Here is a 21,528-nt window from a genome sequence, read left to right as displayed (position 1 = left end):
CCGCCAACACGACGATGAAACAGCGACAGACTGCGACGAGGAAGCCACGAGGACAACAATAACGAGAATCGCTCTTCCGGTCCGGGCGTCATCGGCTTGAGGGCGACTTATAGGCCGTTTTAGGTATACCTAATGCAAGACCGGATCGCGTATATGCGCTATGAAGAGCATGGCACTATCCGGTCGATATAGGCGTTTTGAGAGAGGAAGAGTTCGTGGCCCCCAAGATTCAAGCGCGTTGGCCCATCGCCGACGAATCCACCCCCGAACTGGTGCTGGAACGTTTCTCTCCGGAACAGACCTACAAGACCAAAGTCTATGCCGCGCTCAAGCATGCCATCGCCCATATGGACATCTACTCTTCGCCCGACCCCACCTGGATCGACGAGCGCCAGCTCTCAGAACGCCTTGGTGTCAGCCGGACGCCGGTGCGCGAGGCTATCGCAATGCTCGAGCAGCAGGGCTTCGTCAAATCCCTGCCCCGGCGGGGCATCATCGTGCTGAAAAAAACCAAGCGCGAGGTGATCGAGATGATCCAGGCTTGGGCAGCGCTGGAAAGCATGGCGGTGCGCCTGATCTGCCAGCGCGCCAGCGACCGGGAAATCGCGCGGCTGCGCACGATCTTCCACGAGTTCAACGAAGCTCATAAGCCGGCTGACTATCCACACGAATACTCGACCGCCAATATCCGCTTCCATCAGACCATCATCGAGCTCTCCGGCTCGCAGATCCTGGCCGAGATGACCGAGAACCTCGTACTGCATGTGCGTGGCATCCGGCAGATCACCATCGGCCGCGACGATCGCGCCAGCAAATCGATCGTCGATCACCTCAACATCATCGAGGCCCTCGAAAAGCGCGATATCGCCAAGGCCGAGGCCTATGCCCGCGACCACACGCTGGGCCTGGCCGATTATGTCGCCAAGCATAGCGAAGGCATCTTCGACTGACGTCCCGGCCAAAGCGCCCTGCGACCGTAAGGTAGCGAGCGAGAACCGCCAAGACGCGTCTAAACCAAGACGCGTCGAAACAGGGAGTGAGAGCAAAAGGGCTTTTTTTTAAAAACGCACTTTGCTCTGGGAAAGGCCGATCAAAAGCAGCTTTTTTGCGATCGGTCCCCTCCCCTCAAACGATCGGAATCGACCATGCCCGACCTGCCCACCACCATGACCGCCATCGCCATCAGCCGGCCGGGCGGCCCCGAAGTGCTGGTGCCCGAGGAGCGCCCGGTGCCGCAGCCCGGTGAGAGCGAGATCCTCATCCGCGTCGCCGCCGCTGGCGTCAACCGCCCGGACGTGCTGCAGCGCGCCGGTGCCTATCCGCCGCCCAAGGGCGCCTCCGATCTGCCCGGTCTCGAGGTTGCGGGCGAGGTCGTCGCCGTCGGACCGAAGGCCGCTCGCTGGAAGATCGGCGACAAGGTGGCCGCCCTCACGCCCGGCGGCGGCTATGCGCCCTATGCCGTGACGGATGCCGGCCATGCCCTGCCGGTTCCTGCCGGCCTCGACATGATCCAGGCGGCGGCCATCCCCGAAACCTTCTTCACCGTCTGGCACAATGTGTTCCAGCGCGGCCGCCTGCAGAGCGGCGAAACCCTCCTCGTTCACGGCGGCTCCTCCGGCATCGGCACCACGGCCATCATGCTGGCCAAGGCCTTCGGCGCCACCGTCATCGTCACTGCCGGCTCTCCCGAGAAATGCGAGACCTGCCGCAAGCTCGGCGCGGATGTTGCCATCGACTACAAGGCCGAGGACTGGAGCGCGGCCGTCAAACAGGCGACGGGCGGGCGCGGCCCCGATGTCATTCTCGACATGGTGGGAGGCAGCTACATCGCCAAGAATTACGAGGTGGCGGCGATGGAAGGGCGCATCGTCAACATCGCCTTCCTGCAGGGTTCGAAAGTCGAGGTCGATTTCGTACGGCTGATGACCAAGCGCCTGAGCCATATGGGCTCCACCTTGAGGGCCCAGTCGGTGGCAGCCAAAGCGGCCATCGCAGCCGCGGTGGAAGAGCATGCCTGGCCCCTGCTGGCGCAAGGGCGTTGCCGCCCGCTGATCCATGCCGTCTTCCCCCTGTCGGAAGCGGCCAAGGCCCATGCATTGATGGAGAGCAGCAGCCATAGCGGCAAGATCGTGCTCACCGTGTGAGCCCGGCGGTTCATCGCACCGCCAAAGCATTTTGCGATTTCATGAAATCACCTGGAATCGCAAAAAGGCCCCAGTCAATCCTTCGGATTGGCTGGGAAACAAAGAGTTAGAGTAAAAGTACGGTGCAGAGAAATCGCACTTTGCTCTCGTAAATTCAGCCCGATCGTATCCGCTCTTTTCCGCAGGTCCGAAGTCCTCATGCTGCGGCAAGACTATGAGGCCGGGGCCTCATCCCGTCTTTCGATCATCTCTTCGGTAAAACGCAAAAAAGCCGGCACGGTCCCTCGCGGGACCGTTCCAGCCATCAACTCGAGATAAGGCGAGCCCCTCAGCCAGCCTTGGCGGTCTTGGCCGGCGGCGTGCTGCGCCCCCAACGCAGCGACCCAAGGCCAGCGGCCTTGGCGAGGCGGGAGCGTTCAGCAGCATAATTCGGCGCAACCATGGGATAGTCGTCCGCAAGACCCCATTTGCTACGGTATTCCTCCGGCGACATATTGTATTTGCTGCGCAGATGCCGCCTCAACGATTTGAATTTCTGGCCATCTTCCAGGCAGACGATGAAATCCGGCGTAACCGACTTGCGTACTGGTACAGCTGGACGCAACGGGGTGGCTTCTTCGACTACTGGCTGCTCCCGCAGCTTAGACAGGCTGTCGTGAACCATTGATATGAAAGATGGCAATCCGTCCGTCGGAATAGAATTATTGGCGACGTAAGCTGCGACGATATCCACCGTAATATCGATTAAATTATTGTGAGCTTCCTGCATATCCGAAATGATCCCCGCGTTACGTTTGACGAAAGCAGCATTTTGCCACGTTGGGCCAAAAAAGCACATTACATTTCGTTATAGTTAGGAATCTCTGCCTGGGTCGGCATCCAAAGACCGCGACATATTGAGGCAGCGGCATAGATAAACCGGGAATATTTGCTCAAATACCATCTCTCCTCATTCCTCAGACATGCCTTGGTTTACTGAGCATGCAACAACACAGATGATCGCCTTGCTTCCTCTGCTAACTGGCGTCGGCGCATTGGGTTGCGGGATTCGGGTCATCCGACCTCTTTTTCTGAGCAAGTAGCCCTCGGCGCTCCCCCGCCCCCTCCACCAGCCCATCGCCAGGTTCCCTTCGTCAGAGAGCGGTTAGAGATCGTCGAGGGCAGAAAGCGGCTCGGAGCGTTGCACACCGGTTCGAGAGCCAAGCACCAGCACCAGGACCGCCGCCAGACCGACAAGGCCGGCGACGACGACGGCTAGGCAGAACCCGTCCGCAAAGGCACGAGCGAGCACGTGCCGGAAGTCGTGTTCAGCCATGATCAAGCCGGCCGGCATCTCATGCCGACGCACGGCAAGACTGGCCAGCGCCAGCGGAGACGTGACACCGGCTCCAGCCAAGGCCTGCGCCATCGTCGCCACCGCGCGGCCAGCCATCATGGTGCCGAGCAGGGCGATACCGATGGTCATGCCGCCTTGGCGCAGAGCGTTCATGGTTGCGGATGCGGCGCCGGACCGCGCGCGCGGAGCAGCGGCCGTCGATGTCTGGCCCCCCGTAACGACCATGTCGCCCGGCTTTCGGCCTGGATCGGCGGCGCCGTTGCCGCCTATCTCGTCAATTTCCAGCTGCACGACGTGGTCTTCCACGACTTCCCCCACAACCAGCGGCAATCGCGCGAGAAGGATACCGTGATTACCCAGCTTGTCGCCCTGCTGGACGAGGGGCGCGCCGCCGGTGTCTGGACCGTTCCGCACAGCCGCGCGGTGGCGCTCGTCCTGTTCGACGGCATGCACGGGGTCGTCGACGACGCCATCGCCGCGGGCGAACACGAACCGCAACCTCTATGCCGCCTGCTGTCCAGCTTGTTTTCGCGCATGCTCGCGGCCTGAGCCGTCAAATCGCAAAACGCTTTAGCGCAGCGATTGGGTGAGCGATACCGAGCGGCCCGGGCCCGACATCGGCCTTTTCTTCAAGGTGGCGGATTCGACGATCACGGTCAGCAGGATCGCAATTGCCAGAACGGCGACGATGCAGATGGAGAAATGGAACTGTCGACCAGCATCGCCCCGCGAGACGCGGCGGAGGCGATGATTTTCCTCGGTGAAGTCCAACAGCGTTTCGTCGCGAGGCATGGCAGCACTCCCTCTGTCACGACAGGCTTCCGATACCTCTCAATGACAGCGGACCGGTGCTCCGCTCTGTGCGAAATGGCACAGCAGTCTTTTGAAATTCCGGCTCTCCGATACAAGAAATGACGATACATTTTGGTTCAAAAAGATGAAGTATTATCGTAAGATGTAAAAAATCTGGGCGTTATACGGGAAGCAATCTGTAAGAATGCCTTCCATTTTGATGCAAGGAAGCGCTCGTTACCCCTTACGCTACGACATTATCCGGTCCCCGCGGCTGATCTCCATGCCGCTCGGATCGAAACGACATCGCATCGAAGGAGCCTCGTTCGGTAGGCGTTGGGGTTGTTGCCCAGCCGAGGGCCCAGCATCCTGAGCTTGAGACAGGAACATTTGAGCGCCTGGATGCATTCCCCTTACAGAGAGGTAGTGCAATCATGATCCTAGACGACAAGAACACCCTCGTGCTGGTCGGAGACGGCAGGAAGGCGCTCTTTCTGCGCCAGGTCGGACGTGGCAACAAGGCCAGTCTCACCGTCGACCAGGTCCTGCAGGAAGACAATCCCGCCACACGCGAACAGGGCACCGATCAGCCGGGGCGTACCGGCACCGGCACCAATGGCCGCACCAGCGCCATCAAGGAGACCGACTGGCATCGGCTGGGCGAGGAACGTTTTGCGGCCGGGCTCGCCGAAATCCTGTATCGACGCGCCCATGCCGGCCAGTTCGACAAGCTGATCGTGGTCGCCCCACCCAAGGTGCTCGGCGACCTCCGCCAAGCCTTCCACCAGGAAGTGGTGGAGCGCATCAGCCGCGAAATTCCCAAACAGCTGACCTCGCATCCGATCGAGGATATCGCAAAGATGCTGCGGGACTAGCCACGCCGCCATCCGATGCCATCGAACTTGGCCTGAGTCCGGAACACCAAGCTGGCAAGGGAGAGGCAGCAGCCTCCCCGCCCGCTTCCTCATCTCTCCGGCGATGCCGCTATCCAACCGCGCCTGCGGCTTCGTCGATCAGTTGACTGACCTCCACCGGCCTGGAGGCGAGTGAAGCATGGCTGGCCTCGAGCGTAATGACCTTGCGCGGGTTCATGCGCGCGGACATGCGCTTCTGGTTGTCGGGGGCGATCATGCGGTCATGGCTGGAAATCTGATACCAGACCGGCTTCGCCTTCCAGGCAGGTGTGGTGACATTGTCGCCGAAGGTGGAGGTCAATGGCGCTTTCTGGGTGACGGCCATGATCCTGGCTTCCTCCGCGCTCAGATCCTGGCAGAAACTCTCGCCGAACTTGTCGTATTTGATCCAGAGATAGCCATCGCTGTCCGGCGCGATATTGGGGAACGCCTCGGGCGGGCTCTGCTGGCTGATCGCGCCGGGGCTCTCGCCGGCATCCGGCGCGAAGGCGGCGATATAGACCAGGCCCGCCACATTCGGCAGGCCTCCGGCCTCGGTGATCACCGCGCCCCCATAGGAATGGCCGACCAGCACCACCTTGCCTTCCTGTTGCTTGACCATCTTGCGGGTACGCTCGGCATCATCGGCCAGGCCGGTGAGCGGCAGTTCCACCGCACGGACCTTGTCATATCCCAGGCGCGTGAGTTCCGTGATCACCTTGGCCCAATGGGCCGCGCCGCCCCAGAAGCCATGGACGAGCACAATCGTCGTATCCTTAGCCATCATATGCCTCACCTGTGCTGAGTGCCCTTGCGCGCGCCATTCTATCGCGCTTTCGGATCGGCCATGCATGAAATGACGCCAAGGAAGAACGCAGTTTCGTAACGGGCATTGCCGGAACGTGCCCTCGAAGGACCTGGACAGCGATTTTCAGGTCACCCCATGGGCACCCCTTAGGGGGCCGGACCGCACCACTCGGAGAGTGCCTGGCTCAGGGTCACATTGACCGGGCGCAACCTGGCCTGGGGATGGCGGCCCATATATCGCTCAAGCAGTTCGACCACCGCCTTGTCGGTCACGCCGGCGAGGCATTGCCTGCGGTGGCGTGTAAGGCTGCAGCCCTCACCGAGGCAGGTCGAGAGCTGTTCCATCACGATGGCCAGGGCGAAGCCGCGCTTGTAGTCGTCGGGCCAGGCGAGCCAGGCATCATAGCCCTGCGCCTGCACCGGCCCGTTGCACAGCAAGGACGCCGCCCCGATGAGCAGTCCGCCTATCGCAAGCCAGTTGCCGCCCTTCATCGCGCGCTCCCGACGTTCCGGATGGCAGTCTCGCATCTTTTGCCGAAAGCCGGCAGGTTTTTCAGATTGGGAAAAGACGCCAGAACAACCAGTTGCGGACGAGGTTCGCTTCACGGGCATCACGTCTTGCGGCGACCAAGAAGAAGCTATTTGAACGGGCGCGCCCATTCGGCAAGCTCCGGGCAAACGAAGGTGCACCGTCAAAGTAATTCCTGTTGTCCAGCGAAGGTGCATTCGATCGCTCAACGCCGGTAGAAACGGTAATTTTTACCGGACATCTTATCGATGCCGGCCTCCCTTCCGCTCTACGGCGGCGGCGCCTCGACGGCCGGCGTCTCAAAACCCCGACGATAGCTCCAAAAAAGCGAAACTGCGGAAATCCTGCTATCGGGCTGTGAGGCAGAGCAACGGCGCTTGAGGGGCAGCCCCGTTTGATGATCCAGCCAAGTGTGACAGGCTAGCGCCTGCCGGGCATTCGGTTTTTCATCCGCGTAGCTGAACTGATAATTCCATATGTCGTAGTCCTTGCCCAAAAGGCGCTCGGAACCGGCAAGGACGCAATCGGAATGGATGGCCTCTTTTGGCAGCCCATCCCGCCTGAATACGAAATTGCTTTCAACGTATTTCGATCCGGGATTGTTGCGTCGGTAGGCCTTCGTTCCGATCACGACAAGCTCACCATGGACCACCTTTCCATCGGAGTATTTCAGGTCTCTGACGACCTGAAACTGCTCAAGTGACCCTAGCTTGTCATTGGCCTCGAGTAGCGGCTGGCAGGAAGCATCGACTACCGCTTCCGCGGCGGCGCCTGCCGATGAGCAAAGGGCGACGATCACGATGCTCAAGGCAAGAGTCTTAGACGCAGGTCCCATTGCAGCTTCGCCTCAATCTCGAGGAAGCATGCGTTGCCTCGCCCTGTTCTGCAAGCCCCGCCCGCATCGTGAATGAAAACGAATAAGCGAGTGGATAGGCACCTAACGAACCGCGCGACCTGTTCTGCGTTTTTATCGCCAGCATGCCTGTCCACCGCAGGCAAGCACGCGAGCCATGCCTGCTCCATATCACTGGATATCTGCCCCTGGATGAGAGCATCACTTCGGCCAGGTTGGCGGTAGCGTGAGAGCGTTTCATTCGTTCTCACCGACAGAGCATCGCCTATGGCGTGGGAACGGCGGCGGTTCGGGGATGGTAGGACGGTTCAAATCCGAGGGAGGGATTTGAACTGCCGACACCTCCCGTGTGAAGGGAGCGCCCTCCCTCTCCAGCCCAAAAGCCAGAATGCAACCTGTTCATGAGGCCGATCGGGGGGTATAAGTTCGACGCGCCGAAAGGCTTCTTTATGGGATGAATTCGACATGAGCACTGGAACGGTCAAATGGTTCAACGAGCAAAAGGGCTATGGTTTCATTCAGCCGGATGACGGCTCGAAGGATGTTTTCGTTCACATCAGCGCCGTAGAGCGTGCTGGCTTCCGTTCCCTGCAGGAGGGCCAGAAGGTCAGCTATGAGCTGGTTGAAGATCGCCGTTCCGGCAAGCTGTCGGCAGATAACCTGCAGGCCAAATAAGGCCTCTGAAGCGCGAAAGCCCTCTGGCCCGAAGGCCAGAGGGAACAAATCTGAAACGAAATCCGTGGAAACGGCACAAAGTGGGGAAGCGGTGAGTGCCTTTGCGCCCTCCCCGCGCTTGGCGCTATCCCCTCAGATAACGGCATGAAAAGTCGGGGGAAATTCATTAGCGCAACTCGACTGCAGGAGCCGGAAGTTCGCGTAATGTTCCGGGGTGAGCACTTCCCTGCTTGGACGGGATCCCGCCGGGCGGCGAACAAGATGTCTGCCCCAAACCGCAGATACTTGAAGGGTATGCTCAAATCTGAGCAGTCCAGTGATTTCAGTGGGTTAAAGCCGCTTTGATCGCCTTCGGAGCCATCCTAACCCGATAGCCTTTCACGCCACCGTCACGTCAGGAATGCGGAGATAGTGGAATGGGGAGGCAAGTCGCATGAGCGATGAAATCGTGACCCTGCAGGTTCAGGTCGAAACGTTGACTGCATTATTTGGCGCGATTACCGAGGAACTGGAAAACGACGATCACGGAGCCAAAAAACGCATAGCCCTTGCTGCAGCATCCACCATCCGAAGAAAAATGGGCGATGAGATGATGCAATCGAGGCGAGATCTATGTCTCATGCTGATAGCTCGATCGCTCGATTTACCGTTTGGGACCCTTTCAAACTGAATTAGACGAAAGCTCGCACTCAAGGTGCCAGGGATTCCCTCAGGCCAAATTCATGCTATGCAATTGCCCTCGGAGCGTCAGGCGGGGTCGTTTCCATGAAATTGGTCATCGAAAATTCGGAGAAAGACCTGGCCCGGAACGCGGCTTCGGAGGAAGTCGAGAAGACGCTCAGGGAATTCGCGATCAACTTCCTGCGGGTAGTCGCTGGCGGCGGTCGGCCATACGAGATCTACGGCGACATGGTCGGATGCATCGAGGCTGCCCAGGCCTATCAAAAGGCCCACGGCCTCCTCCCCTCCTCCTGGGACATCTCCAACGCCATCGATGGCAATAGGGCCGATCGGGAGCGGATGGAGAGCTGGTCACAAAAGGATAGGGAACGCTGGTGGGCGGATGGTTACGCGTCCACGATCGACACTCACATGGATATTCGCCAAGCAAGCCTGCGCATTATCGCTGCCCAAATGGCGGGCCAGAAAACAATTCAGCGCAATGCCGAGAACTTATTCGATAAGGGCTTGCGACGGCTCGACGATGTTCGTGAAGAACGGCGGCGAGCGCGCGCGGAGGCCGCCAAGCCACAGCGAAGGAAAGGCGGCAAGTCCAAGTGGAGCACCCCTCGCCTGTAGTTGTGATATCCGCCGGTGAGGCTCAATTGGTCGGCCCACACCACCACAGCCGCCGTTCTTCCCGCGCTGCAGCCCCTGCCTTCCACGGCCTAGCCAGGTCTTCGCGAACCAACTGCATGCCAGCATTGACTTTGCCATCCGCCTGCCGAAGGCTTGGGCACTAGTCGCGGTCTAAATTAGAGTGTTTCGAGTTCGATTTTTGCAATAGGAGCTAGCATGTATTCGAGGCTGTGCGCGACACTCAGCGCTGTTTTGCTTTGTTCGTGCGTCGCAACGCATGACACGAGCGCGCCGCCGAATAGAAATCTTGTATCTCTTAGCAATGCGGAAATCGAAATAGTCAAACGAGATCTCCTCAAATCCCTCAAAGGCGCCGCGTCTGCAACATATGGGCGGATGCACGCGTCGAGTGACGGCAAATGGGTCTACGTATGCGGCTTGGTCAACGGCACGAATAGGCTTGGAACACCATCAAGAATGGAGCCGTACTTTGGAATTCTTGAGGGTCCGCCGGGTAATCCTACTGTATTTTCACCGATTATTTTAGGAACCGATGGCAATAAGCAGGCGGAAATTGATACGATGTGCGCCAAGTTCGGGACTTACGTTGAGCAGTTCCCAATGTGATTGAGGATCAAGCCCGGTTCGCGTGACAATATCGAACCAGATCCAGCCGACCTGATGGTCCCGTATCCGTCAAATCTCATGGACATGTGGCCGATCTCCACCAAGGTGAATTCGCCGGCCTATAACGAACCCAGCATCCTTGACCCGCTCTAGTAGCGTCAGCCGGTATCGTAGGCCTTTAGCGAATCTCTTGAGGGATCCCCTATATACCCATGTTAGTCAGTTGTTGAACTGATGTAGGCCACCATTCGCGCATTGCGATCGTCGCATAGCGTGGAGGGATATCTGCAATGCGAGGAACGTCTGCTTCAGTGATCGGAACACCCTCATCCGCTATCGCTGTTGCAAGAATGTTGCGAGCCTCAAGAGGCAACAAGAGCGCGATAGCAACATATTCTGCGAGCCTATCTACATTAGTCGCCCAGCCATCATTGGGCGCGTCCTGCATTCCCGGGGGAGACCAATCTTGTCAACCAACTCTACGATCGATTCTCTAGAGGAGGATTTAGCCTCTTCCGGGTTTGCTAGGTGCACTAATTCTTTACAAGTGATAAAGCGCTGCCAACTCGCATCGGCTCCAATATGATAGTAAACGTTTGCGCAATTCAACGTCTCGCCGTAAACGCCAGTTTGGCGTCGAAATCTCTTAAACTGACCTAACATGACTTGAGGATCGAACTCGACGCCAACAAACGTGATCTCGTCCTGCACTCCATTCGCGATTAAGAAATCCCTGACATCATTTACATCAACAGGAAGAGTCTTAACTGCAGAGAAGTGTTGGATCATACGTGTTAGCAGCATGCTTACTCGCACAAAAAAAAGAGCCTAAGGAATCAACCTAGGCTCTTTTGCGGCTTTGCTAAAGATTTTTCTAGAGGGAATTCACGAATTCTTGCACATCGCGAACAGGAAAAGTGCTGCGCGGCGCATCGCGCGAAATATGCGCTTGCCCTAACTTCTCCTGCATAATTGCCGAGTGCGCCTGCTTACAAATTTCCTCTGCCGTAATGACGTCATTACGCAGCCCACGAAAAAACTTCACGTCAGCCAAGTCGCTTCCGTGATCGGAAGCTAGGCATTCAAGGAGCCCGTTCCTATTTTCGTGCGACACAATAGCCTCCGTTACAGGCAGCAATTTCAGACCAGCATGCCACCACGCCAGTCGTTGATATCTGCCCAGTTATGCGCCGATGGACATCCAGCGACGCGCTCCCCCATAATATGGTGAGCATTATGTCAATAGCAAGAAAACGATTGACTTAATGCTAACGATGGTCCTTGACGGCGAAACCAGCCTAGACCGTGCTAGAGCTATGAACAGGATTCCCCGCCGTGTCAAACGCTGTAATGACGCTAGCTGTTCCGCAAACTCCTATTTGACAAATATGCGGTAAAAATGTCGCAGCAAGTGCGACAGTGCACGTACCGCTCCCAATGGCACTCAACGCTAGTCGACGTCGTAAGTGTCGCGCAAACGTATATGGCATGCGAAACTGCGCTCGATAACGTCGATATCACCTATTTCAGTAAATTACTCTTACGCACGCAAATAGCACTCCATCGCTCTCTCCATCCTCGATGCTCTCCATGTGAACAAATAATGAATTAGCTATGGCAACACCTCAACGGCGCGAGTATTAAAAAAAATAGAGAGTCTTCCGCTTGCCTTCTCGAAGAAGGAGGAGGGGTTGAATTGGCGGCTTCTCTAGCAACAGCAAGGGAGCTTTCCTTCGTTCCTCATCCGGTTCAGGAGAGTGAATGCGTCGCTGTCAGAGTGAGGATTAATTAGCGCGGCCCACTCGTCACCGGCCGGTTCACCCGGTTCTGATCCTCGAGTGATCGGGTGAGCACTTCAACCTTTGTGCCTACAGCATTCACGTCCTTGCGCAGCTCTTTCAATTGCTCTGAGAACGAATCTACAATGCGATCTATGCGCGCGTTGGCCGCGACGATATCGGCTTCCTGCTTTCCAAGACGGAACTGAACCGCCTCGATCGGCGCGACTTTGGCCTCTAGCGCGGAGAACCGTGCATCAATCATGACACGCCGCTCGGCGATCTGCTTTTCCAGAGTCTCTTGCCAGATTTTCACCTTGTCCTGATTGTTCTGCAGAGTGTTGTAGTTGGTGACCATGGCAACGGCGACACCAACCACGGCAATGAGACTGCCGATATCAACCTGTGGCTTGAACCATGATGGCGTCTGCATTGGCTTCTCCTCCATCGCTCACTTCCAACACCCTGCGGCCCGGCCGCGCTCATAATGCGCGCCAAGCCGGCGCTCTCCTTCGCTTGAGTTGGGGGTGACACCGATCAGGCTATCGCGGATCACGCCGCACGGCATTGTCACCGGGACCGGTGAGGCACACCCGGTTAGCCCGATCCCAGCTACCGCCAGCAGAGCGGCACTGATCAAAGCGCTGGTAGTAATCCGCCTCTGCCTGGTCGGCGTTCTGGTTCGTGACATTGTTCGCCCTCTCGATGGCGCTGGTAGCGTTGCTGGCGCCCTGGTTGATGAAGTGCTGACGGAAGTAGAGGGCGGCCGCCACGGCGGCGACGATGGCGGCGATGATGAGCCAGCCCCGCGGCGAGATCTCCTTGCGGAGGGAGAGGAGCCAGAGGAGCCAGGTCATACGCCCTGCTCCTTCGCAATCTTGTGCCGCAAGTAGATGGTGGCGAGCCCGATAGCCACGATCACGATGCCGACAGCGACCATGATCGAGGGCGACGGCATCCAGGCGGCCAACCCCTGCGAGGTTTCACGAATGGTGGTCACGGTCTCGACGGCCTGCGTGGCGGTATCGCGCACAGTGGTCACAGTCGAGTTGACGGCTTGTACGCCAGCTTGAGCCGCAACGATCGTGCCGCCTACGGCAGCGCCGGCACCGGCCCAGTTCACCGGCTGCTTGGCCGGTGGGGCGGGCTCAGGTTCGGGGGCGGGAACAACGACAGTTGCCGTGTCGGGCTCGGTGCTGGCCAGGATCGCCGCATAGAACTGCTTGGCGATGGTGGCGATAGCGTCGGCCTTGTCCATGCCGTTGATGATGCGCCGGGCCTGCTGCCAGTCGGTGACCTTGACGTTGAAATAATCAGCCAGCTTCTTGCCGGTGAACATGCCCTTGATCGTGCCGTCAAAGAGCGCGGGGAGCGCCTTGGGCCAGGTCAGAAGCTGGCCGGGTGCCGTGGCTCCGAACTTGCGGTGATTGGTCTCCCACGTCACCTGCACGAGGCCCTCGCCAACCCACGGATAGTACTTCTTGGATTTGAGGTACTTTTCTCCGCCCTTCTCTCGAATGGGCTGCATCTCGTTGGCCGTCTCCCATTTGACGGTAGCGAGCATGTAGGCCAGCCAGCGGGCGTCGGTGAGCAAGCGCCTCTCCCATTCGTCGAGAATGCGATTCAGGCCGTCGACCTGCCCTTGATCATAGGAGCCACCGAAGATCGGTTTGGCGTGGGAGAAGAAGGCTACGCGGTCAATTTTCATGCCGAGGCTCCAAAAAGAAAGGCGCCCCAAAGAGCGCCTGTGATCAATTCACCGATTGCGATACCGGGACTTCGGAGCCGCCAGCCGATTTCGTAGGCGGCCACCTGCAGCGGCCCGAGCAAGATCCAGGGCCAGCCGAAGCAGAAGGCCATCGGGATCAGGAAGAGCGTGGTGCGGTAGCTGAAGGCTAGGTAGGGATTGCCGTAGCTCCAGCGGATGAACAGCGCCTCGTACCAGCTGGGTTGCCGGACATCGATCGGCCCAGGACCACGCCCCAAGCCCTGCAGGAAGCCATGGGCGGGTGTGGACCAACACAGCCAGCACAGAGCGAAGAGGAGAGCCGCGAGCGCGGGGAAGCCTGCCAGCCATGCCAGCAGGGCGACGAAAGGCGCAGCGGTGATATCCCCGTTACCAGGGATGCGCTGGAGCGCCGCGACCACACGCGCGCCGAACAGCCCGCCGCCGCCGCGGATATGGTTCAGCACGGCGAAGGCCAACACCACCAGCAGCAGGCTCACCATTTGCGGATCTCCTTGGAGACCGCGGCCCAATTGGGCGCTTCAGGCTGACGGGTGGCGCAGCCGCAAAGGGCGAGAGCCAGCGGCCCGCAAAGCAGGATCCTGTTCATGAGTTCACCAAAATGTCGGGAGGGTCAGAACCGGGCTGCAAACGCCGCAAGTTCAGGGGAGAGGGTCGGCCAGTTGCTGTCGTCTTGGTAGGCAGTGTTGCCGATCAGGCCTGGACACGCACCGCGCATGGCGTTGATCCAGCCCATTGCCGAGGCAAATGTGACTAGATCGGCCGTCTCGGCGTCTGTCAGCGACCCCTGATGCAGAACCTTGGCGTTCAGGAGATTGATATAGCCGTTGAGATTGGATTGGGTAGCCTGGGAGGCTACGGCATAGATGCGCCGGGCACATTCGGCGCGTACCGCCTCGGGGGTGGCCTTGCACCCTTCCCATGCGGCGATTTCGTCGGAGGTTGCGTCCCGGTCTCCCGGCTGACAATCGCCAAGATAGATCTCACCCGTCTTCGTATCGATCCACATTCGAGCCTCACCAAGTGCTTGTTGCGATCATGATGTAGCGCCAGTTGGCTGCAGTTAGGGTTGAGCCCGCGCCGGTCGTTGCGTGCTGCAGTAGCCATGGCGAAAAATTAGCGGTGGTGAAGTAGAACGAGTTTCTCGCTATGACGGCGGCGGTGCTGAACCAAAATGGGCCGGAGCCCGATTCCTGCACGGCGCAATATACGATGTCGCCCACCGCATAGCCGAACTCGGCGGTCACGCAGACAATACCCACCACCCCGGTAACGCCGACTGATGTCCCGAAATTGTGGTTCTTGGAAACCTTCGTTCCCGACCCAGGCAGCGAAGCCGTATCGGTGTACTGGAATATTCTCTGATAGGCATAGGCCACCGTCGACGTGATCGCGCTGCCGCTGGCAATTGCCTCACCGATGAAGACGCGATTGGTCGGCGCCGCGACCGAGCCGTTGCCGACGTACATTTGGCCCTGGCCGATGATATAGGTGTGCTGCCCAGATGCCACGCTGGCTGTGCCGCCGTACTGGTAGATAGGCGCCAGCGTCGAGGCCCCTAGGACCCCGGTATCATCAAGCCAAATGAAGTTGGTGGCCGACGCGTTCGCGGTGACAGCGAGGTTGCTGTTGACCACGACAACCAGATCTTGCTGCCCCTGGGCGCCGAAGCTCTGAGCGATCGTTGCGATGAGTTGGGTGGACGGGCTCACATTCTGCATTGTCAGCGTGAGGTTTGCTGAGGTCGCAGGGAAGAAGGTCGGCAACCCATTGGCGTCCATCGGACCTTGCAGCACGGTCTGGCGCTTCGGGACCTCAATGCCGGTCAGAAGGAGCGACGCCCGCTGATACGTAACCACCTGCCAATTGCCGCTTCCAAGATAGAGCGCAATGGCTGTGTCGCCCGCCCTGGTCAGGATATTCGCCGCGCCTGGCAAGATCAGCGACGTGGCGTTGTAGGTCAGCGTCAGGGCACCCGCGAAGGTCAGGAAATACAGCGGGAACGCCGTGCTCGCGGCCGAGCCAAACGAGGTGATCGTGGTGGTGCCGGTGACGCCGATGTTGCGGCTGGGGATCGTGCCAAGATCGGTCGTGGCGGCCGATACGAGAGAGGTTCGCGGGCCGGTCTCTGCGGCCACATTCTGCAGCAGGATATATTGCGTCCCGTCATAGAGAACTTCGGTTTCCTGACCAGCGACCATTTCGCCACCCGCCAACGGCAGAAGGCCAAGCGGGCTCAGTTTCATAATGTTCTTGGCCGCGATCACGGGCGCCGTGATCGCGAGCGTAGTCGCGCCGGTCGGCGTAAAACCGGGCGTGAAAACGATGCGATAGCCCGCCGTCAGCGTGAAGGTGTTCGGGCTGACGCTGGCAAGAACCTGGGCGCTGGCCGTCCCGGTCGTGGTGCCACCTATGAAGGTCGTGGCGCTGCCGGAAATCTGCCCGTCCACATAGCTCTTCGTTGCTGCGTCCTGGGCACCCGTGGGATTGGCAAGCAACGTGATCCTGTTGTTGCCCATGGGCAGCGCGGCGTTCATCGCCTTCGTGCCGGAAACGTTCACCGAGTTCGTCAGCTCGTTCCCAATGTCGGCAACCAGGTTGTTGTACGGCGTGGCATAGATAACCTCACCGTCAACACCAGCGGTGCCGGCCGGCTGAATGTAGGTTCCAGAGCCGTTACGAGGCATCGGGCATTCTCCAAAGTAAAACCCGCCACTTAGGGCGGGCTGGATTTCACGGGACGGTCACGGTGAATGTAGTTCGAAAGAGGTATCCGCAGTGGTGCGGATCAGGGGGCCATCTCGATGATCAAGATTGTGTTCGCCGCGTTAGTCGCGGCGATGTTCTCATTTGCAGTTGCACCGGCCTTCGCCGGCAGCTGCGATCATTCCTGGCAGCAAGCTAAGGACGGGTCCTCGTGCGGCGATCGTGCCGCGGATCGGCGTCAAGGTGGGGATGACGATTAAAATATTCTGAGCGGGGTCCAGACTCCGCTCATGACCGCCTGGGGGCTAGAATGAAGTCAGCGCTGAATACAATTTTTAGCAGCGTATTTGGTATTGTTTGGGCGCTAGGCGGCCCGATAACCTATATCCTGTTGGTTGTGGATACATGGCAAGGCAGAGCCTCCCCATTCGTCAAAATATTGATAAATCTTACGCTTGACGCGTTTCTTGCTACCATATGGCCAATTACAGTAATTTTTTGGGCACTTCGCGCAGCTTTTCCAGGGGTGTTTTAGATGAATAGAATTACAATCGTTGTTTTAGCTTGCGTCGACGTGGTGGCCACCCCCCTAGATACACAGTAGTGCCTGGCGAGTGCAGGGAACTTAGCACTGTGATATTGAGGTGGGATGCGCCAAACCAAATCCGACACAGACCCCAAAGAACCATTTTTCGGGCCGAACGCGATTCCGTGGGTCCTATCCCTGGTTGCTGCTCTGATGGTTGGCTGGCTGGTGGCCAGATTCATCAACCCTGCCCTACAACCCTATGACCAAGCTATCGCGCATTTTATTGTGACCAAGCTGGGCCTATAGCCCTCGCCTCCATGCCGCTCTGTTGGATCAGAGCATTCACCACCGCGCGCATCCCAGGGGAGAGTTGCGGGTTGGTCTTGCCGGCCTGGTAGTTGATCAGGGCATTGACGACACGGTCGCGAGCATCGCCCTGAGATACCGATAGGCGCCCAAGCTGGCTCGCAAAATCAGCAGCAGCTTTCTCGCCGCTCCGACTGCGAACCATATCTAGCCCCTTTTTCCCGGCCCAGCCCAACAAGCCAAGGGTGGTCACGTTCGGGGGGAGATCGGCCGGCTTCTCCAGCCCCTTCATCGCTTCACGAAAGCCCTGCGTCATCCCGGTATCAGAGCCATTTTCCACACGGTTGCGAGTGGCGTTGAAAACAGCCTCGCGATCACCGGCCGCTAGAACCGCATCGGCATTGTCCCGACCAAAGAGCGAACCAAGCTTTTCACGGTTCCAGTCGCCGTCACCACGCATCAGGCGATTCCAGGCAACAGGATCATTGGCATTCGTGCCAACAACACGATCGATCTCCGCCCGTGCTCCTTGGGCAAGTCTCTGCGGTGCCAGCGAGGGGCCATTCCCGCCAACAGCAAAAGCGCCGCTCTCCTTTGCCAACTCTTCCGGCCGAATGGCGCTAGGGCCATTGCCAAGAACCTGCTGGCCGCGCTCCAGGGCATTCGATTGGCTCATCAGATCTGCATAGGCAGCATCAGCCGCCTTGATGCCGGGGACGCTGGCAGTCAAGCTTTCGTCAACAGACTTGCGCGCCTCGGAAAGGACGCGCCGGACGTTGCTGTCCTGCGTCGAATTCAGTAGGCCATCAATAGCCTTCCGGGTCTCCATCAATGAGCGTGGATTGGGGTCAAGGGCGCCGGTGCCGTGGACGTTCAACATTCCACGAACACGCTCAGCCGCCGCTCGCGCATCTCCTCGAAGATCGACAATCGCCGTGTCAAGCTTCTGGGCAAGCGGAGCCGTATCCACCGCTTTCGCGCCCTCGAAGGCCTTTTCATAAACGGGGCTGAGAGCCTGACGCTGCGCCTTCAGGCCGGCTTCAACCTCAGATGGGATGACGCGAGGGCCAAGGGCATTGTCAAGATCGCCCGCGAGACGCGCATTGGCGCCCCTGCCACGTTGCAGCAACGCGTCAACCACGGCACCGCGGCTGTCCGGAACCGAGGCGGCACCGCGTGCCACCCCGAGCCATTCGGGCGAAACATCTGCCAGCGTTCCCAGCGGGCCAAGCCCCTGGGCAGATTGCAGGAGATCCGGCGAGATATTGCGGCGTGCATAATCGAGAGCCGGCTTCGACAAAGTGCCGATTTCGGGATCGCGGAAGGCCTTGATATAATTGGTGATGACAGGAATTGTCTTGCTGGCCGCGCCAATAGCACCGCCTGCAGCACCCCCCACCCTTGCGCCTTCCAATGTGCTCGACAGCCGATTTTCGGCGCCCCCCTCACCGGATCCAAATCCCTGGAGAGCACCATAGCCGGCCCCTTCGGCCGCTCCTTTCCAGATGCTGGGCGCACCCTTGAGCAAGGTTAGGCCTGCCTCCTGGGCCTTGCCGCCGAGCATTAGGCCGCCAGCGAGATTGCCGGCACCGGTTGCAATGGGGTGATCGGCTTCAGCCTGGTGGAGCGTGCCGCGCTCGCGATCGAGGGCGCGGCCATAGGCATCTGCCATACGCTGGCCAAAGCCCTTGTCAGCGTCTTCGCCCGTGATAGCCCCCTTCAGCGCCTCGATCGGAGACAGGGCGCCGGCCATCAGCTCATCGCCGAAGCCGAGCGTCATGCCCTGCTGAATGCCAGTATTACCGGCGGCCAGCGCCCCTCTCGTCGCGAACCGATGCAGGGCGCTATCGTCATCCTGACGCCCCGACGCTGCATGAGGCGCAAACTGACGATTGATGGTCTCGGCTATCTGCGCGGCGTCGATGGACGGTGTGGGGGCAGGCGCTGCATATTTCGCCCATGGCGGCACGTCTGCCGGAGTGGCTTCAACGGGCGCAGCATATTTTTCCCAAGGTCCGGCCATTACTGCACCTTTTCCCAGCTTTCAGGCTTGCTCGGGTCACCGCCCTTGAAACGAAAGCCGCCTTCAACCGTACCAGGCTGCGGGGCGCCAGGAGGTGCCTGCGTGGCCTGTGCGGTCGGAACAACGCCGCCCTGCTTCGGTGCCTCCTGGGGCCCTGTCGCCGCCTTCAGGGCAGCGAACGGATCCGGCAGAGATTGCAATTGCTTCATGCCTTCCTGCCGGTTCATCTGGTTGGTGGTGACCAGCGTCGCGATGCGGGCCTGTTCAAGCCGCTGCTGCGCCAGGGCTTCCATCGTGTCCATGATCAGCGCGTTGCCTTCTGGGGTGTTCGACAGCTTGGGCAGGGCATCGCGGAACATCTGCACGTCGCGATCGGACGCAGCGCCCGGCATGCCCTGCCGCTGGGCCGGCGTGAGTTTCGACAGGATGGCGTTGGCATATTCGAGGTTGCCGGCGTTCTCGCCCAGCTTGATGCCGTACTGGTTCGCAATGGCCTGGGCACCGCCGAGGAAACCGCCCGGCAGCGTGGCAATCGCCTTGCGCAGATTGGCGATGTTGCCCAGATCGGCCTTGGCCTGCGGACCATCCTCAGCGAGCCCGAGAAACATCTTGCCCTGGCCCTCGCCAACGGTCTTGTCGAACTGGCTTTCGCCGCCCTGGATGCTGACTGAAGTCTGCGGGCCAAGGCTGGCGGGCTTGCCATCGGGGCCGAAGTAGAGAGGCATGCCAGGGGCGATGCCATACTGCGCGCGCTCCTGATCGGTAGCAGGGCGGTAGCCCGAAGGAACCCCGTCTGGCGTGACATCGCGAGCGCCGCCGCTGCGCGGATCAAAGGCAAGCGCGCGCCCGTTCAACTCCTTGTATTCCTGGTTCGGAGGCGCCTGAAAGACGACTTGCCCGGTCTTGGTATTGACGATGTTATTCCCGACAGTCGCGGTCGGCGGTGCCGAGAAGTCGGCCACGACTTTCCCATCCGGCATGACCAGCCTGTCACCCACCTGCATCGGCTTCGGCGTGGCCTGATAGATCGGTGCCACCGTGCCGGTGCGCGGATCGGTGCGCAGAATTGTGCCGTCCGGCAGGCTCTGAAATCCGTATTCATTCGGCTTCATGCGCTGCTGGATGATGCCGGCGACAAGCTGCTTGTCAGCAGGCGAGGCAAAGGGGTCATTGAGCACCGCGGAGAACTGCTGGAGCTGCTGAGGCGAGAGACTGCCCTGAGCGGCAGAGGCCGGGGGTGGGCTCATCGCATTCGCCACCGCCTGCCCACCCGGGGAGAGATTGGCCGCTGCCTGGGCAACCTGCTGGGGAGCAGAGGCGATGGCATTGGTGACGGCAGCAGCGCCCGATTGCGGCGCGGGTGCTGTCTGCGGATTTCCCGCAGATGGCGCTGCCGGCGCGGCTTCCTGCCCCCAGTTGATCGCCTCGTTCGGGACATTGTAGCCATTGTTCGCGTAGGTCTTCGCCTGGTCAGGCGTGAGCGAGCCGGGCTTGAAATTGCCCTGCTTCAGGTCTGCGCTAGGCGTGAAGGGGCTCGCGGGCCGGCCGGCAGCACCAGCGGATGCCGGCACAAAGCTGGGATCGGCAGAGGCGACCTGTACAGGGGCCGGCGCAGCCTGGGGCGCGGCAGCAACAGCACCATTGCCATAGCGGCCTAGATTACTCGCATAGGCCTGGGCAAAACGGTTCTGGTTGGTGCCTGCCTCGATGCCGCCGGGAAGGCTCGTCCAGACACCAGACAACGCCGAACCAATCGCGCCAGCCTGGTTAGGGTCGCTCAGGTCGGCCGTCAGATCGCGGCCGGTCTTGCCCTTGTAGGTCGTAGCCGCCAGATCCCAAGCGGCTAGATCCTGATTGGCCGGCGAAAAGTCAGCGAGCCCCAGCTTTTTGGCCTGGGAATTCCAAGTCGAACCGAGGAACTGATAGCGGCCGGCCGCCGATGAGGTCTTACCAGCGTTCGGCCCGCTGCCGATCGGCACGGCGACGCCGGGGTGCGCGGCATAGCTGTCAAACTTCTTGCCGCCATAAATCGTATTGTAATCCGGGCTTTCGGTACCGGCGATGGTATCGAGCAGCGCGCGCTGCGCCGGTGAAAGGCTGGAGTTCGCCGCCTGCGTGACCCTACCGCCCGAGGGAGAAGAAGACGCCCCACCGTTGCCCGCGCTCGGGGCGGTCACTGCGGCCTGAGGCCCCGCCCCGCCGCCCAGCAAGCCGCCGAGCAAAGATGAGGTGCGCTGAGAACTCGCATTGCGCGCGTTCTTCTCGTCGGTATCGGCCCAATAGTTCTGAAGCGTGCCGGACAAAGCATCCGTGACGCGGGCCACGCCCTGCCAAGGGGATTGGATCGGGGAACTGTCCGAACCCTGCTTCATCAAGGCCATGGCGAGCATGCGCCGACGCTCCAATGCCTCGGGCGAGAGCGCGCCGGCCTGGGCGGCCTCTTCGGGCGACGGGCCGGAAATGAACGAAAGAGCCATGGTCTAC

The 21,528-nt window shown here is 59.8% G+C and carries 23 protein-coding genes; 8 read left to right on the top strand and 15 right to left on the bottom strand.

Going from position 1 to position 21,528, the window contains the following annotated elements; all coding sequences use genetic code 11:
- Positions 1-215: 215 nt before the first annotated feature.
- Entirely contained in the window at positions 216-950 is a 735-nt protein-coding gene (locus ACR9ZN_RS29610) for a GntR family transcriptional regulator (RefSeq protein WP_434955189.1), read from the top strand.
- Positions 951-1,145: 195 nt separating this feature from the next.
- A complete protein-coding gene (locus ACR9ZN_RS29605) occupies positions 1,146-2,144 on the top strand; it encodes an NAD(P)H-quinone oxidoreductase (RefSeq protein ID WP_441771201.1) in 999 nt (332 codons plus the stop codon).
- Positions 2,145-2,472: 328 nt separating this feature from the next.
- Here ACR9ZN_RS29605 and ACR9ZN_RS29600 read toward each other — a convergent pair whose 3' ends face one another.
- Positions 2,473-2,982 carry a Ros/MucR family transcriptional regulator gene (locus ACR9ZN_RS29600; RefSeq protein ID WP_434955187.1) on the bottom strand — a complete coding sequence of 170 codons (510 nt, stop codon included), beginning with the start codon at positions 2,980-2,982 and terminating at the stop codon, positions 2,473-2,475.
- A gap of 306 nt (positions 2,983-3,288) precedes the next feature.
- Positions 3,289-3,633, bottom strand: a complete 345-nt coding sequence (locus tag ACR9ZN_RS29595; protein ID WP_481273903.1) for a hypothetical protein — start codon at positions 3,631-3,633, stop codon at positions 3,289-3,291.
- On the opposite strand from ACR9ZN_RS29595, the gene ACR9ZN_RS29590 reads away from it, so the two are divergent.
- Positions 3,616-4,029: a hypothetical protein gene (locus tag ACR9ZN_RS29590; protein WP_481273902.1), complete on the top strand. Its 414-nt coding sequence runs from the start codon at positions 3,616-3,618 to the stop codon at positions 4,027-4,029. The two genes, ACR9ZN_RS29595 and ACR9ZN_RS29590, sit on opposite strands and share 18 nt — an antisense overlap.
- 21 nt (positions 4,030-4,050) lie before the next feature.
- Here ACR9ZN_RS29590 and ACR9ZN_RS29585 read toward each other — a convergent pair whose 3' ends face one another.
- Positions 4,051-4,272: a hypothetical protein gene (locus ACR9ZN_RS29585; protein WP_434955184.1), complete on the bottom strand. Its 222-nt coding sequence runs from the start codon at positions 4,270-4,272 to the stop codon at positions 4,051-4,053.
- Positions 4,273-4,706: 434 nt separating this feature from the next.
- Between ACR9ZN_RS29585 and ACR9ZN_RS29580 the strand changes: the two genes are divergently transcribed.
- A complete protein-coding gene (locus tag ACR9ZN_RS29580) occupies positions 4,707-5,147 on the top strand; it encodes a baeRF12 domain-containing protein (protein ID WP_434955183.1) in 441 nt (146 codons plus the stop codon).
- 109 nt (positions 5,148-5,256) lie between these two features.
- On the opposite strand, the gene ACR9ZN_RS29575 is transcribed toward ACR9ZN_RS29580, so the two are convergent.
- From ACR9ZN_RS29575 to ACR9ZN_RS29565, 3 genes are all read right to left on the bottom strand, one after another.
- Positions 5,257-5,949: an alpha/beta hydrolase gene (locus ACR9ZN_RS29575; protein ID WP_481274405.1), complete on the bottom strand. Its 693-nt coding sequence runs from the start codon at positions 5,947-5,949 to the stop codon at positions 5,257-5,259.
- A gap of 170 nt (positions 5,950-6,119) precedes the next feature.
- Positions 6,120-6,464: a hypothetical protein gene (locus ACR9ZN_RS29570; RefSeq protein ID WP_481273901.1), complete on the bottom strand. Its 345-nt coding sequence runs from the start codon at positions 6,462-6,464 to the stop codon at positions 6,120-6,122.
- Between the two features lie 305 nt (positions 6,465-6,769).
- Entirely contained in the window at positions 6,770-7,309 is a 540-nt protein-coding gene (locus ACR9ZN_RS29565; RefSeq protein WP_481273900.1) for a hypothetical protein, read from the bottom strand.
- Between the two features lie 510 nt (positions 7,310-7,819).
- Between ACR9ZN_RS29565 and ACR9ZN_RS29560 the strand changes: the two genes are divergently transcribed.
- The 4 genes from ACR9ZN_RS29560 (at position 7,820) to ACR9ZN_RS29545 (ending at position 9,955) form a co-directional block, all read left to right on the top strand.
- A complete protein-coding gene (locus ACR9ZN_RS29560) occupies positions 7,820-8,029 on the top strand; it encodes a cold-shock protein (RefSeq protein ID WP_434955179.1) in 210 nt (69 codons plus the stop codon).
- A gap of 433 nt (positions 8,030-8,462) precedes the next feature.
- A complete protein-coding gene (locus tag ACR9ZN_RS29555; protein ID WP_481273899.1) occupies positions 8,463-8,699 on the top strand; it encodes a hypothetical protein in 237 nt (78 codons plus the stop codon).
- A gap of 95 nt (positions 8,700-8,794) precedes the next feature.
- A complete protein-coding gene (locus ACR9ZN_RS29550; RefSeq protein WP_481273898.1) occupies positions 8,795-9,328 on the top strand; it encodes a hypothetical protein in 534 nt (177 codons plus the stop codon).
- Between the two features lie 216 nt (positions 9,329-9,544).
- Entirely contained in the window at positions 9,545-9,955 is a 411-nt protein-coding gene (locus ACR9ZN_RS29545; RefSeq protein WP_481273897.1) for a hypothetical protein, read from the top strand.
- A gap of 874 nt (positions 9,956-10,829) precedes the next feature.
- Here ACR9ZN_RS29545 and ACR9ZN_RS29540 read toward each other — a convergent pair.
- From ACR9ZN_RS29540 to ACR9ZN_RS29500, 9 genes are all read right to left on the bottom strand, one after another.
- Positions 10,830-11,009 (bottom strand): hypothetical protein, encoded by a 180-nt coding sequence (locus ACR9ZN_RS29540; RefSeq protein WP_481273896.1) that lies wholly within the window; start codon positions 11,007-11,009, stop codon positions 10,830-10,832.
- A gap of 734 nt (positions 11,010-11,743) precedes the next feature.
- A complete protein-coding gene (locus ACR9ZN_RS29535; RefSeq protein WP_481273895.1) occupies positions 11,744-12,166 on the bottom strand; it encodes a hypothetical protein in 423 nt (140 codons plus the stop codon).
- Positions 12,167-12,275: 109 nt separating this feature from the next.
- Positions 12,276-12,590, bottom strand: a complete 315-nt coding sequence (locus ACR9ZN_RS29530) for a hypothetical protein (protein ID WP_481273894.1) — start codon at positions 12,588-12,590, stop codon at positions 12,276-12,278.
- Complete coding sequence (locus ACR9ZN_RS29525) at positions 12,587-13,441, bottom strand: hypothetical protein (protein ID WP_481273893.1); 855 nt, start codon at positions 13,439-13,441, stop codon at positions 12,587-12,589. The genes ACR9ZN_RS29530 and ACR9ZN_RS29525 overlap by 4 nt, the downstream gene beginning before the upstream one ends.
- Positions 13,438-13,962: a hypothetical protein gene (locus ACR9ZN_RS29520; RefSeq protein WP_481273892.1), complete on the bottom strand. Its 525-nt coding sequence runs from the start codon at positions 13,960-13,962 to the stop codon at positions 13,438-13,440. Before ACR9ZN_RS29520 ends, ACR9ZN_RS29525 begins: the two co-directional genes overlap by 4 nt.
- A 131-nt stretch (positions 13,963-14,093) precedes the next feature.
- Entirely contained in the window at positions 14,094-14,489 is a 396-nt protein-coding gene (locus ACR9ZN_RS29515) for a hypothetical protein (RefSeq protein WP_481273891.1), read from the bottom strand.
- Positions 14,490-14,496: 7 nt separating this feature from the next.
- Complete coding sequence (locus ACR9ZN_RS29510) at positions 14,497-16,167, bottom strand: hypothetical protein (RefSeq protein WP_481273890.1); 1,671 nt, start codon at positions 16,165-16,167, stop codon at positions 14,497-14,499.
- A gap of 828 nt (positions 16,168-16,995) precedes the next feature.
- Complete coding sequence (locus tag ACR9ZN_RS29505) at positions 16,996-19,044, bottom strand: hypothetical protein (RefSeq protein ID WP_481273889.1); 2,049 nt, start codon at positions 19,042-19,044, stop codon at positions 16,996-16,998.
- Positions 19,044-21,521: a lysozyme family protein gene (locus ACR9ZN_RS29500; protein WP_481273888.1), complete on the bottom strand. Its 2,478-nt coding sequence runs from the start codon at positions 21,519-21,521 to the stop codon at positions 19,044-19,046. The genes ACR9ZN_RS29505 and ACR9ZN_RS29500 overlap by 1 nt, the downstream gene beginning before the upstream one ends.
- Between the last annotated feature and the right edge of the window lie 7 nt (positions 21,522-21,528).

Source organism: Labrys sp. HAY1-8F, assembly GCF_056754975.1.
The sequence above is the reverse complement of the archived record's forward strand: the minus strand, read 5'-3'. Positions and strand labels throughout refer to the sequence as shown.

Coding starts and splice junctions, on each gene's coding strand:
- ACR9ZN_RS29515 (WP_481273891.1), bottom strand. CDS start 14,489: ATGTGGATCGATACGAAGACGGGTGAGATCTATCTTGGCGATTGTCAG.
- ACR9ZN_RS29605 (WP_441771201.1), top strand. CDS start 1,146: ATGCCCGACCTGCCCACCACCATGACCGCCATCGCCATCAGCCGGCCG.
- ACR9ZN_RS29535 (WP_481273895.1), bottom strand. CDS start 12,166: ATGCAGACGCCATCATGGTTCAAGCCACAGGTTGATATCGGCAGTCTC.
- ACR9ZN_RS29595 (WP_481273903.1), bottom strand. CDS start 3,633: ATGAACGCTCTGCGCCAAGGCGGCATGACCATCGGTATCGCCCTGCTC.
- ACR9ZN_RS29510 (WP_481273890.1), bottom strand. CDS start 16,167: ATGCCTCGTAACGGCTCTGGAACCTACATTCAGCCGGCCGGCACCGCT.
- ACR9ZN_RS29530 (WP_481273894.1), bottom strand. CDS start 12,590: ATGACCTGGCTCCTCTGGCTCCTCTCCCTCCGCAAGGAGATCTCGCCG.
- ACR9ZN_RS29525 (WP_481273893.1), bottom strand. CDS start 13,441: ATGAAAATTGACCGCGTAGCCTTCTTCTCCCACGCCAAACCGATCTTC.
- ACR9ZN_RS29560 (WP_434955179.1), top strand. CDS start 7,820: ATGAGCACTGGAACGGTCAAATGGTTCAACGAGCAAAAGGGCTATGGT.
- ACR9ZN_RS29545 (WP_481273897.1), top strand. CDS start 9,545: ATGTATTCGAGGCTGTGCGCGACACTCAGCGCTGTTTTGCTTTGTTCG.
- ACR9ZN_RS29570 (WP_481273901.1), bottom strand. CDS start 6,464: ATGAAGGGCGGCAACTGGCTTGCGATAGGCGGACTGCTCATCGGGGCG.
- ACR9ZN_RS29555 (WP_481273899.1), top strand. CDS start 8,463: ATGAGCGATGAAATCGTGACCCTGCAGGTTCAGGTCGAAACGTTGACT.
- ACR9ZN_RS29585 (WP_434955184.1), bottom strand. CDS start 4,272: ATGCCTCGCGACGAAACGCTGTTGGACTTCACCGAGGAAAATCATCGC.
- ACR9ZN_RS29550 (WP_481273898.1), top strand. CDS start 8,795: ATGAAATTGGTCATCGAAAATTCGGAGAAAGACCTGGCCCGGAACGCG.
- ACR9ZN_RS29500 (WP_481273888.1), bottom strand. CDS start 21,521: ATGGCTCTTTCGTTCATTTCCGGCCCGTCGCCCGAAGAGGCCGCCCAG.
- ACR9ZN_RS29600 (WP_434955187.1), bottom strand. CDS start 2,982: ATGTGCTTTTTTGGCCCAACGTGGCAAAATGCTGCTTTCGTCAAACGT.
- ACR9ZN_RS29505 (WP_481273889.1), bottom strand. CDS start 19,044: ATGGCCGGACCTTGGGAAAAATATGCTGCGCCCGTTGAAGCCACTCCG.
- ACR9ZN_RS29520 (WP_481273892.1), bottom strand. CDS start 13,962: ATGGTGAGCCTGCTGCTGGTGGTGTTGGCCTTCGCCGTGCTGAACCAT.
- ACR9ZN_RS29575 (WP_481274405.1), bottom strand. CDS start 5,949: ATGGCTAAGGATACGACGATTGTGCTCGTCCATGGCTTCTGGGGCGGC.
- ACR9ZN_RS29580 (WP_434955183.1), top strand. CDS start 4,707: ATGATCCTAGACGACAAGAACACCCTCGTGCTGGTCGGAGACGGCAGG.